Source organism: Streptosporangium minutum (genome assembly GCF_002149035.1).
Classification (GTDB): Bacteria; Actinomycetota; Actinomycetes; order Streptosporangiales; family Streptosporangiaceae; genus Streptosporangium; species Streptosporangium minutum.
The window spans coordinates 1-15,758 of record NZ_NGFP01000111.1 but is presented as its reverse complement, the minus strand read 5'-3'; the positions used below and the strand labels follow the sequence as shown (position 1 = coordinate 15,758).

21 protein-coding genes, 1 tRNA gene and 1 pseudogene are annotated in these 15,758 nt (G+C 67.4%); 7 read left to right on the top strand and 16 right to left on the bottom strand.

The annotated features are described in order from the left end of the window. Window positions 1-32 precede the first annotated feature (32 nt). Window positions 33-404 carry an STAS domain-containing protein gene (locus CA984_RS23255; RefSeq protein WP_086575687.1) on the bottom strand — a complete coding sequence of 124 codons (372 nt, stop codon included), beginning with the start codon at window positions 402-404 and terminating at the stop codon, window positions 33-35. A 193-nt stretch (window positions 405-597) separates the two neighbouring features. Between CA984_RS23255 and CA984_RS23250 the strand changes: the two genes are divergently transcribed. The 3 genes from CA984_RS23250 (at window position 598) to CA984_RS23240 (ending at window position 3,340) form a co-directional block, all read left to right on the top strand. Next, window positions 598-1,374: a SigB/SigF/SigG family RNA polymerase sigma factor gene (locus tag CA984_RS23250; protein ID WP_086575686.1), complete on the top strand. Its 777-nt coding sequence runs from the start codon at window positions 598-600 to the stop codon at window positions 1,372-1,374. Window positions 1,375-1,493: 119 nt separating this feature from the next. Then, entirely contained in the window at window positions 1,494-1,949 is a 456-nt protein-coding gene (locus CA984_RS23245) for an ATP-binding protein (protein ID WP_031159721.1), read from the top strand. Window positions 1,950-2,014: 65 nt separating this feature from the next. Continuing rightward, window positions 2,015-3,340 carry an NAD(P)/FAD-dependent oxidoreductase gene (locus CA984_RS23240; RefSeq protein WP_086575685.1) on the top strand — a complete coding sequence of 442 codons (1,326 nt, stop codon included), beginning with the start codon at window positions 2,015-2,017 and terminating at the stop codon, window positions 3,338-3,340. 184 nt (window positions 3,341-3,524) lie between these two features. On the opposite strand, the gene CA984_RS23235 is transcribed toward CA984_RS23240, so the two are convergent. From CA984_RS23235 to CA984_RS23220, 4 genes are all read right to left on the bottom strand, one after another. Next, window positions 3,525-3,719, bottom strand: a complete 195-nt coding sequence (locus CA984_RS23235; protein WP_086575684.1) for a hypothetical protein — start codon at window positions 3,717-3,719, stop codon at window positions 3,525-3,527. 3 nt (window positions 3,720-3,722) lie between these two features. Next, entirely contained in the window at window positions 3,723-4,442 is a 720-nt protein-coding gene (locus tag CA984_RS23230) for a hypothetical protein (protein WP_086575683.1), read from the bottom strand. A gap of 7 nt (window positions 4,443-4,449) precedes the next feature. Continuing rightward, a complete protein-coding gene (locus CA984_RS23225; protein WP_086575682.1) occupies window positions 4,450-5,088 on the bottom strand; it encodes a hypothetical protein in 639 nt (212 codons plus the stop codon). A 454-nt stretch (window positions 5,089-5,542) separates the two neighbouring features. Continuing rightward, window positions 5,543-5,974: a hypothetical protein gene (locus tag CA984_RS23220; protein WP_086575681.1), complete on the bottom strand. Its 432-nt coding sequence runs from the start codon at window positions 5,972-5,974 to the stop codon at window positions 5,543-5,545. 113 nt (window positions 5,975-6,087) lie between these two features. Between CA984_RS23220 and CA984_RS23215 the strand changes: the two genes are divergently transcribed. The 3 genes from CA984_RS23215 (at window position 6,088) to CA984_RS23205 (ending at window position 7,246) form a co-directional block, all read left to right on the top strand. After that, window positions 6,088-6,164: transfer RNA gene (locus tag CA984_RS23215), tRNA-Pro, on the top strand. Between the two features lie 79 nt (window positions 6,165-6,243). Next, window positions 6,244-6,645 carry a GntR family transcriptional regulator gene (locus CA984_RS49325; protein ID WP_423229325.1) on the top strand — a complete coding sequence of 134 codons (402 nt, stop codon included), beginning with the start codon at window positions 6,244-6,246 and terminating at the stop codon, window positions 6,643-6,645. Then, window positions 6,584-7,246 (top strand): UTRA domain-containing protein, encoded by a 663-nt coding sequence (locus CA984_RS23205; RefSeq protein ID WP_165781377.1) that lies wholly within the window; start codon window positions 6,584-6,586, stop codon window positions 7,244-7,246. The genes CA984_RS49325 and CA984_RS23205 overlap by 62 nt, the downstream gene beginning before the upstream one ends. 203 nt (window positions 7,247-7,449) lie before the next feature. Here CA984_RS23205 and CA984_RS23200 read toward each other — a convergent pair whose 3' ends face one another. The 6 genes from CA984_RS23200 to CA984_RS23180 all read right to left on the bottom strand — a co-directional run bounded on the left by CA984_RS23200 (window position 7,450) and on the right by CA984_RS23180 (window position 12,420). Further along, window positions 7,450-8,139, bottom strand: a complete 690-nt coding sequence (locus tag CA984_RS23200; protein WP_086575678.1) for a hypothetical protein — start codon at window positions 8,137-8,139, stop codon at window positions 7,450-7,452. An 893-nt stretch (window positions 8,140-9,032) separates the two neighbouring features. Further along, window positions 9,033-9,857, bottom strand: coding sequence for a hypothetical protein (locus tag CA984_RS23195; RefSeq protein ID WP_086575677.1), 825 nt, complete (start codon window positions 9,855-9,857; stop codon window positions 9,033-9,035). Window positions 9,858-10,099: 242 nt separating this feature from the next. Beyond that, the gene (locus tag CA984_RS23190) at window positions 10,100-10,387 is read right to left on the bottom strand and encodes a site-specific integrase (RefSeq protein ID WP_086575676.1); all 288 of its coding nucleotides are present in this window, start codon (window positions 10,385-10,387) and stop codon (window positions 10,100-10,102) included. A gap of 79 nt (window positions 10,388-10,466) precedes the next feature. Then, window positions 10,467-10,589: a hypothetical protein gene (locus CA984_RS48810; protein ID WP_278249061.1), complete on the bottom strand. Its 123-nt coding sequence runs from the start codon at window positions 10,587-10,589 to the stop codon at window positions 10,467-10,469. Window positions 10,590-10,851: 262 nt separating this feature from the next. After that, entirely contained in the window at window positions 10,852-11,538 is a 687-nt protein-coding gene (locus CA984_RS23185) for an MmpS family transport accessory protein (RefSeq protein ID WP_086575675.1), read from the bottom strand. A gap of 177 nt (window positions 11,539-11,715) precedes the next feature. Then, window positions 11,716-12,420, bottom strand: a complete 705-nt coding sequence (locus CA984_RS23180; RefSeq protein WP_086575674.1) for a LysR family substrate-binding domain-containing protein — start codon at window positions 12,418-12,420, stop codon at window positions 11,716-11,718. 79 nt (window positions 12,421-12,499) lie between these two features. Here CA984_RS23180 and CA984_RS23175 point away from each other — a divergent pair, with 79 nt between their 5' ends. Continuing rightward, the gene (locus tag CA984_RS23175) at window positions 12,500-12,871 is read left to right on the top strand and encodes a DUF5997 family protein (protein WP_086575673.1); all 372 of its coding nucleotides are present in this window, start codon (window positions 12,500-12,502) and stop codon (window positions 12,869-12,871) included. Window positions 12,872-13,226: 355 nt separating this feature from the next. Here the strand turns inward: CA984_RS23175 and CA984_RS45555 are convergent, their stop codons facing one another. From CA984_RS45555 to CA984_RS23155, 5 genes and pseudogenes are all read right to left on the bottom strand, one after another. Continuing rightward, complete coding sequence (locus CA984_RS45555) at window positions 13,227-13,676, bottom strand: hypothetical protein (RefSeq protein ID WP_133061756.1); 450 nt, start codon at window positions 13,674-13,676, stop codon at window positions 13,227-13,229. Between the two features lie 315 nt (window positions 13,677-13,991). Beyond that, window positions 13,992-14,591, bottom strand: coding sequence for a GTP-binding protein (locus CA984_RS23170; RefSeq protein WP_086575672.1), 600 nt, complete (start codon window positions 14,589-14,591; stop codon window positions 13,992-13,994). Next, window positions 14,572-14,970 carry a DUF742 domain-containing protein gene (locus CA984_RS23165; RefSeq protein ID WP_086575671.1) on the bottom strand — a complete coding sequence of 133 codons (399 nt, stop codon included), beginning with the start codon at window positions 14,968-14,970 and terminating at the stop codon, window positions 14,572-14,574. The genes CA984_RS23170 and CA984_RS23165 overlap by 20 nt, the downstream gene beginning before the upstream one ends. Next, complete coding sequence (locus tag CA984_RS23160) at window positions 14,967-15,398, bottom strand: roadblock/LC7 domain-containing protein (RefSeq protein ID WP_086575670.1); 432 nt, start codon at window positions 15,396-15,398, stop codon at window positions 14,967-14,969. The genes CA984_RS23165 and CA984_RS23160 overlap by 4 nt, the downstream gene beginning before the upstream one ends. Window positions 15,399-15,400: 2 nt before the next feature. Then, a pseudogene (locus tag CA984_RS23155) lies at window positions 15,401-15,758 on the bottom strand (nitrate- and nitrite sensing domain-containing protein); the annotation flags it as partial.

The window sequence follows — 15,758 nt, the reverse complement described above, 5'->3', positions numbered from 1 at the left end:
CCCGGCGCCGGGTCCGTCGCGGGGGAAACCCGCTAGCCGAAGGCGGCGATCGCTTCCTCGATCGTGTCGTAGAGCGGCAGGCGCTGGGCCAGGCCGGTGATCCACATCACCTTGGTCTTGGCGTACTCCACGCCGATGAGGGCGAATTTCCCGCCGGCGTTGGTGCTGAGCTGCCAGTGGTGGACGATGAGCCCGAGCGCGCGGGAGTCCATGAACGTCACCCCGCCCAGGTCCAGCGCCATGTCAGGGCCGTGCTCCTCCGCCTCGGACGCCAGGTAGTCGGCGAACTGGTCCCTGGTCGTCGCGTCCAGCAGACCCGTCACCCGGACCACAGTGATCCCACCGACCAGCGCCGACGTCAGAGTCAGGGCCGCCGCTCTCTCGCCGTTCTCCGACACCGTCACTCAGGTCCTCCTCGACATTTGATTAGCAACCTTACTGTTACCTGGAGGGGAGCAATACTCCCGGAATCGGGGTAATACTAGAACCGAGGTCCAGCAGAGGGCCTCGCCTCGAAAAGTGGTCGAGGCGATGCCGTCTGCCCGGATGCTGTTCCGTGCTGCCGGCACCGCCCGACAGTCATACCAAGGAGCAGCAATGTCTGTTCAGGCCCTCGAACTCACCGACATGACCGCCGAGGAACTCCTCGCCGAGATGGTTCTGCCCGAGATCTCCGAATACCGCGCCGAGCGCCTGCGCGAGCGGATCGTCGAGATGCACCGGCCGCTCGCCATGGAGATCGCCCGCCGTTACCGCTACCGGGGCGAGCCGCTGGAGGACCTCCTCCAGGCCGCCTACGTCGGGCTGATGAAGGCCATCAACGGCTTCGACCCCACTCTCGGTCACGCCTTCCGCGGCTACGCCGTGGTCACCATGACCGGCGAGGTCAAGCGACACTTCCGCGACCGCACCTGGGCCATCCGCGTACCCCGCGTCTACCAGGAGCGCAGGGCCGAGCTGAACCGGCTGGTCGCCGACCTCAGCCAGGATCTCGGCCGCGCGCCGACGGTCGCCGAGCTCGCCGCGAAGATGAAGATCTCCGAGGAGGACGTCCTGCTCACCCTCGACGCCTCGGCCGCCTACAGCGCCCTCTCGCTCGACGCGCCGCTCGGCGCCGACGACGACGCGGCCGCGCTGGGCGACATCATCCCCGACGAGGACGACGCGCTGGGCGTGCTCGTGGACCGCGAGGCGGTCAAGCCGCTGATCGACAAGCTGCCGGCGCGTGAGAAGAACATCCTGCTGCTGCGCTTCTTCGGCAACATGACCCAGGCCGAGATCGCCGCCGAATTCGGGATCTCCCAGATGCACGTCTCCCGTATCCTGCGGAAGGTGCTGGACCAGCTCCGCGAGGAACTTGTCGCCGAATGCTGAATACACCGCCCCTCACCGGGCACCCCAGTCGGCGACGGCAGGAGTGGCGTAAGGTGCGTTTGAATGATCCCCAGGCGCCGAGGACGCTGGCGCGATGGGACAGGGGAGGCGGATCTCGCGTGAACGAGAACGGTGCTCGTCCTGCTCGCTTCCTGGCGAGCGGCGACCGTTCCCGGCCCGTCCCTGCCGGAGCCGCCGTGGCGGAGCTCGCCTTCTGCCTGCCCGACCTGCCTGACGTGCGCGACTTCGCCACCGTCCAAGCCGTGCGGAGCGGGATGTCGCAGGAAGGCCTGGCCGACTTCCTGGTGGCGGTGAACGAGGTCGCCACCAACGCCGTCACGCACGGCCATGCCACCGCCAAGGCCGTGCTGCGGATGTGGACCGTCGGCCGTACCCTCGTCGTGGAGATCCACGACGAGGGGCGGTGGGCCCCCGGGGAGACTCCCGGCGAGACGCCGCCCGCGCCCTACGCCACCAGCGGTATGGGGCTGTGGGTGGCCCGGATGATCAGTTCCGACATCAAGTTCGAGACCGGGGCCGCGGGGACCTTCATCACGATGTCTTTCAAAGTCTGAACCAGCTTTTTCCGACATAACGCCACTAAAGGTCCGAATCGGCTTTTTCGGGTACAAGCCGTTTTATGACTGCACCTGTCCGCATATTGATCGTCGGTGGCGGCTATGTCGGCATGTATGTCGCCCTGCGGCTCCAGCGCAAACTCCGGCGCGGCGAGGCCCGCATCACCGTCGTGAACATCGACTCGTACATGACCTACCAGCCGTTCCTCCCCGAGGCGGCGGCAGGGAACGTCGAGGCCAGGCACGTCGTCGTGCCCCTGCGCCGCGTCCTGCACAAGTGCGAGATCCTCAACGGCTGGGTGGCCGGCGTCGATCCCGTCGCCCGCACCGCCGATCTCTGCCTGCACGAGGGCCCCGGCCGCACCCTGGAGTACGACATCCTGGTCTTCGCGCCCGGCTCCATCTCCCGGACCCTGCCCATCCCGGGCCTGGCCGGGAGCGGCATCGGCTTCAAGAGCGTCGAGGAGGCCATTCACCTCCGCGACCATGTGCTCGGCCAGCTCGACCTGGCCGAGTCCACCACCGACAGGGCCGTCCGCGCCAAAGCGCTGAGCTTCGTGTTCGTCGGCGCCGGCTACGCCGGTGTGGAGGCGCTCGCCGAACTGGAGGACATGGCCCGCGACGTCTGCCGCTACTACCCGACGGTCGACCCCGGTGACATGCGCTGGCTCCTGGTGGAGGCCAGCGACCGCATCCTGCCCGAGGTCGGCCCCGAAATGGGCCGGTGGACGCTGGAACAGCTCCGCGGGCGGGGAATCGACGTGCGGCTCGGCACCCGGCTGAACTCCGCCGTGGACGGCCACATCGTGCTCGACGACGGCACCGAGTTCGACGCGGACACCCTCGTGTGGACCGCGGGGGTCAAGCCGAACCCGCTCGTACACGTCAGCGGCCTCCCGCTGGACGAGAAGAGCCGGGTGAAGGCGAGCGCCGACCTGGTCGTCGAGGGCTTTCCCGACGTCTTCACGGCAGGCGACTGCGCCGCCGTACCCGACCTCACCAAGCCGGGGGAGATGTGCGCGCCCAACGCCCAGAACGCCGTACGGCAGGCCCGCACGCTGGCCGACAACGTGGTGGCCACGCTCCGCGGCAGGGTGCGCAGACCCTACCGGCACGCCTACGCCGGCTCGGTGGCCACCCTGGGACTGCACAAGGGGGTGGCGCAGATCTACGGCCGCAAGATCCGCGGTCTGCCGGCCTGGTTCATGCACCGGACCTACCACCTGTCGCGGGTGCCGACGGTGAACAAGAAGGTGCGGGTGCTGACCGACTGGACCCTCGGGCTGTTCTTCAAGAGGGAGATCGTCTCGCTCGGCGCGATAAGCGACCCCCGTCAGGAGTTCGAGCTCGCCATCCGGACCGAATCCCGTGTCCCGTCATCCCGCTGAGCGGTCCGGGCTCCCCATGAGCCGTTCAGGGGTTCCGTGAGCGGTCCGGGTTCCCCGGGTGGCCGGGCCGAGGTGATCTCCGGTGAGCGGTCCACGGCGGTCCGCTCTGCGGTGTTCCAGCCGGAAGGGGGCGCCGTCCCCATGGACGGCGCCCCCTTCCGCGCGTTCGACTCGTCGGGAGCGCTCAGCGCCTGCGGCGCCAGTTCCCCCCGCCGCCCCCGCTCCGCACGCCCGCCGTACCGACTCCGGCCTGGTGCAGCGCCAGGAGGAGCAGGCCGAGAAGCAGGAAGGTCGTGCCGGAGATGCCGCCGATCCTGGTGTTGATCAGGTCAAGCAGAAGGCCGAGGCCGAAAACGACTGCGGCAGCGATTGCAAGCATGGGTCACCTCGTCCCGTTCGCCAGGTCCAGCAACTGCTCCAGCATCCCCCGGTAGTCGCGCAGGGCCGTACGGAGCTGTTCGGTGTCGCTCTGGTCGCCGTTCTTCCAGCGGCCCTGGAGTTCGGCGGTCCGGGTCTCCAGCGCGGTCCGCAGGGAGGTCGTGATCTCCCCGACGAGGGAGTCGGCGCGCTCCACCGAGTCGCGCGGGTCGTCCACGAAACTGGCCTGGACCTCCTGCCAGCGCCGCCGCACCTGCTCGGCGTCCTGGTCGAACAGGGGGCCGTGCGCGGGGTCCGTCCGGTCGGAGTGGGGCCCCGCCTGGCCGTGGCCCGGCACGTCGCCGGGCCTGTCCGCGATCACCGTCGGCGCATCGGCGTCCAGCAGGTCGTCGTGGACGCTGTCGCGGGCATCGTCATGGGCCCTGTCGTGAACGTCGCCGGGCACGTCGTGCCGGCCGGTGACGTCCACCGGGGTGTCCTGGCCGAGCGCACCGGACCGGTCGTCGTGCCGGCTGTCGTGCCGCCCCTCACCGGGCTCACGGAGCCGGTCGCCGTCCAGGTCGTTCCCCAGGTCGCCGCCCGGGCCGTCGTGCCGGTCCGGGAGCGTTCCGCCGGGACGGGGCTCCTGGAATCCCGGGGTTACCTCGTCGGCGCGCTGGGGCGGGACGTTCAGCTCGTCGTCATCGTTCCTGTGGACCAGACGATCTTCATGTCGATCGTTCATACGCGGGTCACCGTCCTCGAGGGTCGTGGCGGCCGGTCCGCTCGTCGTCGTTGGCCGTCTCTTCCAGGCGCGGACCGGTGTGCCGGGGAGAGTGGTCGCCGTTGATCGCACCCTCGGGAGCCGAGAGCAGCTCCTCGAACAGGACGCGGTAGTGCACCATGGCCTGCCGGAGCTCCTCGGTGGAGGCCTCCTTGTGGGCGGCACGGCTGCTGATCTCGTGGGCCTGGCGATAATGGTCGAGGGTGCGGCCGTGCACGACCGACAGGTCGGAGAGGCGCTGCTCGAAGTTCTCGGTCGGGTAGCCCCGTTCCGCCATCACGGAGGTCACCAGGTGGTCGGCCTCGGTCACCGCGAAGCCGGGAGCGTCCACGAACCGCTCCTGGACCTCCATCCACTTCTTGGCATAGGTGTCACGAGTCCCGGAGTCGAGCGGGCGGATGTCGAGGGAGTTGACACGCTGCTCGCGGGCGATGAGCTCCTGCTCGGCCTCCTGCCGCGTGTCGCGCTCCTGCAGAGTGCGTTCGTACTCGGGGCCGAATCGGTCGCGAAGTCGGTGCCGGCGTTGCTGCTGCAGTACGACGTAGCCGACTGCGATGATCGCCACCACCGCGGCCACGACGACGGCCACCCAGATCACGGTGGACATGTCTGCCTCCGGTTGCGTAAGCGGTTGTTCCCGTGCGCTGCCCCAGGGACAAGCCTCGAAACCGGCTGCCGATATCAGTGATCCGCTGGCAAAAAATTCTGAACAGGCGTTTTATCAAGCTTTGTCAGGCGCGTAATGTTCTGCCATATCGCCGTGGGCCCGGGTGCTCCGCATGTCATGGTGGCGCGGTCGCCCGACGGCGGAGCCGCTGGGTGGTGATGCCGCTTGAAGGTGTAACCGTCCGGTGGTGTGGGCGTCCGGTGGTGGCCGTCTGATGGTGTGATCGTTCAGTCGTCTGGTGGTGCGATCGTCCGGTGAGGCCGCGCGCACCTGTGGGCACCCCGTTGCTCCCGCATGCCTCCCCGCAAGGACGGCTCCGTGCCTCCCCGGAACGACGGCTCCATGCCTCCCCGGAAGAAGGACGGCTCCGTGCCGGCCGGGGCCCTTTCGTCTCTCAGTCCTGTGCGGGCTCCAGGGCCTTGCGGGCCTCGGCCAGGACCCCCTCGATGAGTGAGCGCCCGGCGACGGCCGGGACCTCCTGGAACCCCCGCTCCGGCTCGTAGGCGATGTCCAGCCCGCCGGCGATCAGCCGGTCGGCCCAGCGCAGCGCGGTGTTGAGCTTCTCGGCGGGGATCGCCCGTCCCTGCGCGACGGACGACAGGTTGCGCAAATTCGTCGCCGGGCCGGACTGGCTGTGTGAGCGGTCCAGCTTCCACGGGATCGCCCGGGAGTGGTCGAGCATCGGCTTGGAGAGCCCCGCAGCCCTCTTGGCCTGCAGAACTCCGGACTCACTCACCCCGAACCGCGTGGCCAGCTCCGCGTTCGACAACCCCTCCCCGGTCAGCCGCCGCAGTTCGTCATGGTCGATCAGCGCTTTGCGCCCCACGTGCACCTCGTCCCTCGCGTGATCACATCCGGCCGCCGGACGCCTTGGCGTACACACACCCGTCCGATCTGCGCTAAGGTTATGACGTCCCGCCCGAGAGGGCGAAGGACAACCGGGACGTAGCGCAGCTTGGTAGCGCACTTGACTGGGGGTCAAGGGGTCGCAGGTTCAAATCCTGTCGTCCCGACCAGGTTTTAGCTGGTCGGCAAGGGTGTCTCCCGAAAGGGAGGCACCCTTTCTTCGTTCTGAGTGACTACGGCTCCCGTCATGTGAAGATCCGGTCCATCGCCTCCGCCCGCCGAGCAGGACCGGGCGGACCGGCTTGCGGTAGACCGCCTCCGTCACGGCGGTTCCGCTGTGGCCGACGAGTCGTGCGATGTCCTCCAGGGGTACGCCGGAGTCGGACAGCAGCGAGACGAAGCTGCGCCGCATCTCCCTATACCCCCGGTGCACCCCTGCCCAGCGAGACCGCCCTGTCAGCTCGCTACAGCGTGTCCCGTCCCACTGTCCGCGACGCCGTCAAAGCCCTGGTTGGCGAAGGACTCGTGAGCGTGGTTCGCGGACGTGGCACCTTCGTGCGAGCCGTCCCCGACCGCCACGCGATCCTGCTTGGCACCTGGCCGCGCCACGACATCGCCGACCCCGAATTCATCCCCACCGCCCGCCAATGAGGGGTGGATCCAGCTCGCCGCGCCGCATGCCGATGACGACGAAGGCCCGCAGGTCTACAGCCGCAGCGAGTTCAGCGCCGCCAATCGCGACATCGCCAACACCCTTGGCCTGCGCACCGGCCACACGGTTTTTCGCCGCTCCAGCCGATGGCGCCACACCGCCACCGGCCTGATCATCGGCATCAGCTCTTACACCGTCCCGGAGATCATCCCTGCCCCGACCGCCACCCAAGGCGGAGCCGAAGCCTTCGTACACGCTTTCGCCCAGCCGTCGTTCTACGAGACGATCACCAACGGACGCGGCCCCACCACCTGGGAGACCATCGTCACCGCCCGCATGCTGTATGCCGACGAGCGCAACCTGATGGCCCTATCGGTCGGCAGCCCCATCCTGATCATCCGCCGCATCCTCGCCGACAAGGACGGCCGCCCCCTGGAGATGACCGAGGTCAAGGCCGACGCCGAACGCTTCGAGACCGTCTACGCCCGCGAGAATCTCACCAGCGTGCCCAAGGGATTCGACCCTGACGTTCACGATCCGGAACAGCTCCAGGACAAGCCCGATCCCGAACCGGCCGGCCGCATCCTGTTCCTGCTGTGACAGATCATTGCGACCGACTGTCCGATCTCACTTGATGCTTGGCACGGCTTAAACGGTCTTCTCTTCCCGGTATGCACTTTGACCTTGATCCGGGACATTTCCTGCGTGGTGGTCCGGGCCACGACCTTGAAGGTTTCGCACTTGTCGTGAACGGCGGCGTGTAGGGACGCCTTGCCAGCCGAGCGTCCGGCTGGCGAGTGATCTTAGTTGTCTTGCAGAGACTGATGAAGTCTTGTCACAGCCGTCTGGGCGGCGGACTTGGTGAGCGAGGGGTCGAACTCACCGACATTGCCGTCATGCTCCAACGCGATCATGGTGTTCCCCACCCGAATGATCACAACGTCGATCGCGATCATCATTCCCGCTGGCAGCTCGGCGTCCCGCTCCAGATTGCTGTCAGGGAATCCGCTGCGGAACTTGATTCCATGCACGCTGTCACCGAGCCGACCGATCGACAGCTTGCGGATGATGTCTTTAGAGCCGTCCGTCTTGACCGTGATCTTGCGACAATGGCGGACCATAGCTTTGGCTGCGCGTTCCAAGGCGGAGATCTCGCTGGCGGTGCCGCTCACGATGTATTCGCTGATCCCCTCCCACCGATCCTTGTGCTTCAATCCTGTCGCGGCCTTGGCCCGATAAACCGCAGAGATGCTCTTGACGGCTGTGCCGCATTTCTTGATCCGGGCGAAGGTGGGGCTCAGCAGACCGCGGGTGCGGTACCCGCGACGGGTGAACTCGCTCCCGAGATCCTCCGGAGAGAGGAGGGCCGCCTTGAGTGGATCGGGAGACCTTAGGGCAGACGATTTCTCGGCCAGAGCTGGACTCGGCGCCAGCAGCGATCCAGCTAAGACGGCCGCCACAAGAAAGGAACACTTAGTGATCACCTCAGCCACTCTAGGTGCACCCTTCTCAACAATAGGAGGGGCACCTATAGCGATCCAGCAACGATCTACGTCCGTGATCGGCATTGGCTCAGAGTTTCTTTACTGGTTCAAGGCGCCAGCGCTTCGCACCGCCGCACGGCGGGACACGCCCCGCCGTCCCGGCACGGCCAGCGGGCCGGGCGTGCGGCCCTGGCGGCCGGTCCTGGCCCGCGCCAGCCGGGACGGCACGGCGTAAGCCCGCCGCCCACCGCACCGAGCACCCACCGCACCGAGCACCCGCCGAACCGAACACACCCGCCRTCCCAGGTACGCACTGCCGCCTGCCGCTCCGACCGCCGGCCCAACCGCTTCGCGGCCCCTACGGGGTGCCATTCGGCATTGCGCCGGCCGTCTTCGCTCGGTGCCCATCAGGAACGTCCCCGTAGCGATGATCAAGGGCTCTGCCGCCCTGCTTCCGGTGCTCGCGCCTGGCGGCACTGCGCTCCGGGTCAGGTTGCCACCGGATGACACGGTTACCGGATCGCGGTCATCGCTGGTCAGGTACGGCAACGCGGCTACGGGGAAGACCGCGTTGCCGTACCGGCTTTTAGGGACGACGCCGGTGTGCCCCGCGTGAGGACCGCCGGGGTTGAATTACCACCAAGGCGTCACTGCGGATGGTGATCGCCAGCGAGTCGGCCGCCGTGAACTCACAGTGCAGAGCGATGGGGTAGACGGATGGCTTCTCGCAGTGGTGGCTTCTCGGCAGCGGTTCCAGGTCGGTGACATCCGCCCACAGCAGGCCCGCGAACCGGTAGCCGCTGCCAGTCCTGGCCCTGAACCACAGTGAGGACGAACGGGTTGTCCGCGTCGCGTTCGAACAGGAGCGCCTCACCGGTGCACAGATCCAGTGCATGAGTGGGCTAGGTGTTCTCGCCGAGTCTGGCTCGGGCCGGGGCCACCACGTCGGGGTGGGGATCCTCAGCGAGAACTCGTAAGACGGTCTCCGTCGTCGTGGGCCATATGGCCAGACACCACCGCACGTCGACCGACCGGTCATGGGCAAGGCGTTGTAATTCGTCGTGAGAGAGCTTTTCCGACATTACTGCGGCTTTGCGCACGGTTGCTGACTTGTCGGTTGAGAGAATGCGGTGCTGGTTCGTCGTGGTGATCGGATTCTCAGTCACACCGGCACGAACCTTGGGATCGGTGTCGGTTATCAGGGCAGCAAGGATGTCCGGGTCGTCAGTGTGAGCCGCCAGGCGCGCTCGGACGTTGGGAGAGGGGTCTGCGGCGAGTACCGAGTTCGTCTCCTCGTCCAGTCCGTCTTGCTCGGCGAGCAGCCCGCGTAGAACCTCATCCGCGGACCGGCAGATGGTGCGGCGGACCTCGACGTTGGCGGCCGGATGCTCCGGCACTGACCATCGGACCGACCAGTGAGGGTCTTCGACCAGGGTGATCAGGACATCGGATGGGCAGGAGGGATTCTTGACAAGACTCTGGCGGGTCTTCAGATCCGGATCCTGAGCGAGTGCACGCAAGACTTTGCCCGGCGCGTCGGTCCGAGCCGCCAGGACACGCCTGACCGTGCGGGAGGGGTCTGCCGCCATGGCTTCGAGGATCTCCGGGGGCGTGACGGGATCGCTTGCCACGGCCAGTCGGATCTGGACCTTCTTGTGATGGGCGCGTATATCCAGATCGGCCCTACTCGTGCCGCCATCCGTTCCCGAAGCGCCTGGTTTCTGCATCCGTCAGTCCTTCCTCCGCCATGTGAGTGGCATGATCGCAGCCAGCACTGACAATGGGAGCTTGGACACCAATCGGCGAGGGAACGCCTGACGGCATCACTGAGGACGCTTGTTGGCAGCCATTGTTTCTGGGTGACAACCACCATGGACAGGGCTGGATGCCGGTGGACAGCCAGAGATGATAACTGCAGGTCAGAGCCGATATCAATCCTGGTCAGGAAACCGCTCAGGTTGCCTGGGGGTCAAGGGGTCGCAGGTTCAAATTCTGTCGTCCCGACCAGGTTTTCACTGGTCGGCAAGGGGGTCACCCGCAAAGGTGACACCCTTTCTGCATTCCGGGTGAGTATCGCTCCGTTCGTGAAGATCCGGTCCATCGCCTCCGTGCCGAGGAGCACCGGGCGGATCTGCTTGCGGTAGGCCGTCTCGGTGACCGCCGTCCCGCTGTGGCCGACGAGCCGCGCAATGTCTTCCAGCGGGACGCCGGAGCCGTCGGGGAGCGCGACGGAGCTGTGCCGCATCTCCCGAGGCATCCCGTCCTCCGTCGGCGGCCCGGCGCGTCCTTCAGGGTCTTCCGGAACGCCCGCCGTACGTTGTGGAAGCCCAGGGGGCCTACCAGGGAGGCGAAGGCGAGATCGGTCTCCGTCCATTGAGCTCGGCCTTGGCTTCGGTCTTGGTCTCGCCGCCGGCCTTCTTGACGATGCGCTTTCCGGACGGGATGTAGCCGACCGTCATTGAGGCGATCCAGCGCTCGCGCTGCCCGTCCCGGTGCAGACCGCGGCGGGGCTGCGCCTGCCCGCCGGTCGGGCATACAGCTCTGGCGGCCGGTCCCGGCCGGCAGCAGCTCCGCCCCGCCGTACCGGGCGCCCGCCGTACCGAACGGCCCTTCTCGTAAACGGGCGGCCTCCGGCCCTCGCGGAGTCGGGCCGATCGGGTCAGCGGTCAACCGGGGCAGTCAGGTTCCATGTCCGGGTGCAGGGCCCAACCGGGAGCCGGCCTATGGAGCGTTGCCGGTGACGGTGCACACCCCGTACGGGCCGTTCGCGACGTCCTCCCACATGACGTCGTCATCGACCGTGATACGGCACGTCACCGACCCTTTGGCACCCGCGTTCTGCGCCCACAGGTACAGGTACGGGGTGTCGCCGACTTTGATCTCTTTGCTGTACGGCAGGGGCACGCTCTGCTCTTGCTCGATGTCGTGCTTCACGCTGTAGGTGATGTTGCTCGCGCTGGTGGCCCCGTCGCTGCCGATGGCTTCGAACAGCACCGTGTGCGTACCCGACGTGTTCTCCTGCTCCTCCTGCGCGGCGGGCGGGCTGCTGTGGCTGAGTCGCGTGCGCCCTGTGTCGGGCTCGGGGTCGTCGAGGGCGCTGAATCCGGCGCCGACGATGCCGCTGACGATGAGCACCCAGTAGAGGATCCACAGGCCGGTGAGGATCCAGCCGAGGATGACGCCGGCCAACGCCATGCTGTGGCCGTCGGTACGATCCCTCCTGATTTGGCCGAGGGCCACATGTCCGAACACCACGGCCAGGATCGATGTGAATCCGCAGGTGATGAACCCGGTAAGGCCGAGCACGAGGCTGGCGACGGCGAGCCCGTTGGTTTTCGGCGGCGGAGCCGCGTACCCGTAGCCGTATCCGGGTGGGGGCTGCTGGCCGTAGCCAGGCGGGTAGCTCACGGGTTCTCCACATCTCGGGGGGTGCGTGTGGGACGCCTGTCACCTGTGCCCGGTTGTCTCTGTGGCCGGATCCGGTCACCTGCTGTACGGCACGCTGTATGGCCGTGCTCGCCGCCCGCGGCCTCGACTTCTCCGACGTCGTCAAGGTGACGGCGCCTCTTCACATCTGTCTGCCGGTCACCGAGGCCGGTAGCCCTTCTTTTTACGGCCGGCTGGCACGGCCCGGCGACCGGAGCCGTTCTGTGCGGGTTTTTGCGCCTGCCGCTGTGCCGGTTTCTTCGCAGGGGAGGCGGGGGTACGGCCCCGAGAGCTGTTCACCGTCCGGCCGCGGACGATGCCGATGAAATCTTCCACCAGGTCAGTGGTCGCGTCCGTGGGCCAGGTCAGCGCAATCTGAGACTGCGGCGCGTCCAGCACCGGCCGGTAAGTGAGATCCCTGCGGTGGTGGAGGCGTGCCAGCGACAGCGGAACCAGGAGAATCCCAGTGCCGGCCGATACCAGCTCGACCGCGTCCGCCGTTGTGGCCGGGCGGGTGAACGCGGGCAGCCCAGGCCGGGCCGTCCACTCGATGGCGTCGTCCAGAGGATGGAACACCTCGTCGTCGACGAGGTCGGCGATGGTCACCTCGTCGACGGCGGCCACCGCGTGGTCCTTGGGCACCATGGCCACCGTGGTCTCCACGTAGAGAGGAATCACGCTGAGCCCGTCCCGGTCGACCGGCAGCCTGACGAATCCGGCGTCGGCGCCGCCATTCCGCAGGAGTCCCACCACCTCGGCGGCGGGAACCGCGACCAGGGTGATCGGCACGCCGGGCATTCTCTCGGTCCAGACGTTGACCCATTTCGCGGGTGTCACCCCCGGGACGTACGCCAGTCGAAACATCCTGCCGGTCTCTCCATCAGTCACTTCCTCAGGGTACCGATGTCAAGGGAACCTGTTCCGGCTGACTACTCTTGACGCCATGACCTCGCCCAAACCGAAGACCATCCAGACAATGAAGCCCGCGACCGCGGCCAAGAAGCTGGGTGTCCCCCTCTCGGCCACTCCCGCCGAGTTCCAGGCGAGTGTCGTCTCCAGGGACGAGCTGAACGAGTTGCAGTCGACGCCACCCGCCTGGCTCGCTGACCTGCGCCGCAACGGCCCGCACACCAAGCAGGTCATCGCCGCGAAGCTGAAGGTCTCCATTGCCGGCCTGCTCAGAGGCGGGATCACCGGACCGCTCACCACCGCTGAGATCGATGCGCTGAAAGCGGAGAACCCGGCGTGGCTGGAGCGCGAGCGGTCCCTCTACGCCGAGGCCCGCAAAGAAGCACTCCGCCCCAAGCAACGCTAGACAGCTGAGGTCCTGCACCTCTCCGACCCCGACGTCTCCAGGCCGCCCCACCGTCTCGCGGAGTGACTGTCGCTCCTGTCGCGTGAAGATCCGACCCATCGCCTCCGCACCGCCGATCAGGGCCGGGCGGGCGTGCGTCCGCGTGCCCTCGGCAACGCGAGTACGGCCTCCGCCCGGTCGAGGGTGAGCGCCTTGGAAGGGCGCCACTCCTTCCCCCGGGGACCTCGCACAGCCGGTTGACCCGCGTTCCATCGTCAAGATGGGGCGAGGGGGAGGATCTGGTCGCGGACGCGGTCCTCCAGGTCGGCTTGAAGCAGGCCGTTATTGACGGCGGGGACGCAGTTCATTGAGATCGTTACCGCAGCGGCCGGTCCTTCCGGATAGTCGAATATGAGCCGGATATTGCGTTCGTCAGTGCCTCCAAGCCCTTGGCATGTGTTCTGGCTCGCACGGTGTCCAGAGAGTTCAGCGTCTTGGCCAGCGCGCGGGCGACGTCTCTGCCATGCCGTTTCCGGTAAGGCGGCCTTACGTACGTGGCGTCCCTGCACACTGTGAGTCGGCCGGGTCGTCCTGGAACCATCAGCTCGTCCTGACCCCGGCGGTCGCCGGGGCCCCGGCAAGGGTCGTCCGGCGGTACGGACCGCCAAATTCCGTCCTTGTAGGCGGTGGTGATGGCAGGCCCGGCGTACGAGTTGCTGCCGACCGTGCCGTTGGTGGTCCTTACACAGCGGTTGACCTCCTCGGCGCTGCCGATCCACAGGGCGCGGCCGTCGGGGTAGGCGAACCGGATGAGGTAGTTGGTCATCGCTCCCCCCATCAGCGTGCATGGACGGCCTATGCCGGCGGTGGTCACCGGGAGGTATGCGAGGTCACGGGCCATCTCCGCCGTCTGATCCGTCAGTGTTCGCGAATGGATCGCGTGATTTACAGAGCTCGAAGCCATTGGTCGAGGGCTGCGAAGTCTTCCTCGTCGAGTCCTCGGAATGACTCCACGTGGTGGGGGAGGGCCCGTCCGCTATGGTGCGCGGTGATCCGCGGGGGAGCGTCGGGGCCCGGCTTACCGTCGAGATCCACCTCTGACCGGACGAGCATCCGCGCTCCTCTCTCGGGGACGGCCCGGTCAGGCCACGGGGTGCGGTGCGGTGCGGGACTGAGCGGCCATCAGGTGGTCGATGAGCGCCAGCAGCACATCGCGGCCCGCCGTCCGGTCACGGGCGTCACAGAGCACCAGCGGCACCTGCGGGTCGAGATCGAGCGCCCTGCGGATCTCCTCCTGTGTCCGGTCCCTGACACCATGGAAGCAGTTGACGCCGACGACGAAGGGGATACCTCGGCTCTCGAAGAAGTCGATCGACGCGAAGCTCACATCCAGCCGGCGGGTGTCGACCAGGACGACCGCGCCCATCGCTCCGTTGACAAGGTCGTTCCACATGAACCAGAAGCGTTCCTGTCCGGGCGTGCCGAACAGGTAGAGCACGAGTTCGCTGCTGATGGTGATGCGCCCGAAGTCCAGTGCGACGGTAGTGGTGGACTTGCCGTTCACCCCCTCCAGATCGTCCACGCCGACGCTGGCATGGGTCAGGTACTCCTCGGTACGTAGCGGGGCGACTTCGCTCACCGCCCCGACCAGGGTCGTCTTCCCGACGCCGAAACCACCGGCGATAAGGATCTTCACTGCCAGGGGAGCAGCGTCCCCGTGGTCAGAGATTGCGTAATCCATCCCTCACCGCCTCAAGGATTGTCATACCGGGAAAGCCGCCTGCCTGTGCGAAGGCCAGCGGTGGCCGGGCCCGCACCTGGTCGGCCTCGATCAGATCGCCGATGAGGATCTTGGTCACCGACACCGGGAGGTTCAGCGCGGAGGCGACTTCGGCCACCGCCAGGGGCCGTTTGCACAGAGCGAGGATGGTGCGGTGCTCCGGCTGCATTCTCCGCAGGCCGTGTCCGGTCTCCGAAGAGGCCGTGGAAATCGCCGTCACCAGGGTGATCAGCGTCAGGTCGTCCCGCTCGGGGGCGGTCCGTCCGCCGGTGATCGTATAGGGACGGACAAGGGTCTCGTCGGCGTCATCGTCGTCGAAGCCCTCGGTCCAGTGCTTCATCCGTGTCTCCCCGCGTCGCCGGTCTGCGGGGTACGCGCGTCGGTTCCCAGCTTCTGGCCGACCTGCTGGACCAGGGTGTGCATCGCGACGCTCATCAGTTCGGCGTCGACCTCCTGGGAGGCGACTACGGCCAGATGGGTGCCGCGGCCCGCAGCCGTGAGGAACAGCCACAGGTCGGCCATCTCGATGATGACCTGGTGGACCGGTCCGCCGCCGAAGAGCTGCCCGACACCGCGAGCCAGGCTCTGTTGGCCGGTGGCGATCGCGGCGAGGCGTTCGGCGTCCGCGCGTTCGATGGTCTGGGACCGGCTGATCACCAGGCCGTCGTCGGACAGCACGATGGCGTGCCGGGTGCCCGCGACCTGATCGACCAGGCCGTCCAGGAGCCAGTCCAGATCTGTGTCGGTGGCGGTGGTTCGCTGCGTCATCTTCAATCTTCCGTCGTAGGGGAACCGGGCTCGGGGGATCCGTCCGGCCGGGGCTGGAAGGTGTCGTCACCGGTCCGGCGCCTGCGGGACTGCCTCTGGAACGCGCCGATCGTGGCACTGGACCGGCTGGGCCGGTCGCGTACGGCCCAGGTCTCCTGGTCGGTCTGTTCGTCCCTGTCCGCCGGGACTTTGAGCTCGGTGACCAGGCTGGCCTGGCGCACCCGCTGGGGCAGCGGCTCCTGGCCGGACGACTGGGGCGCGTCCCCCAGATCCGGTGCTCCGGCGGTAGGCGCTGTCACGTATGCCATCGCGCGTCCCCTGGAGCGAGTCGGCAACCGCGCGTCCTCGTGGGGCGGGCGG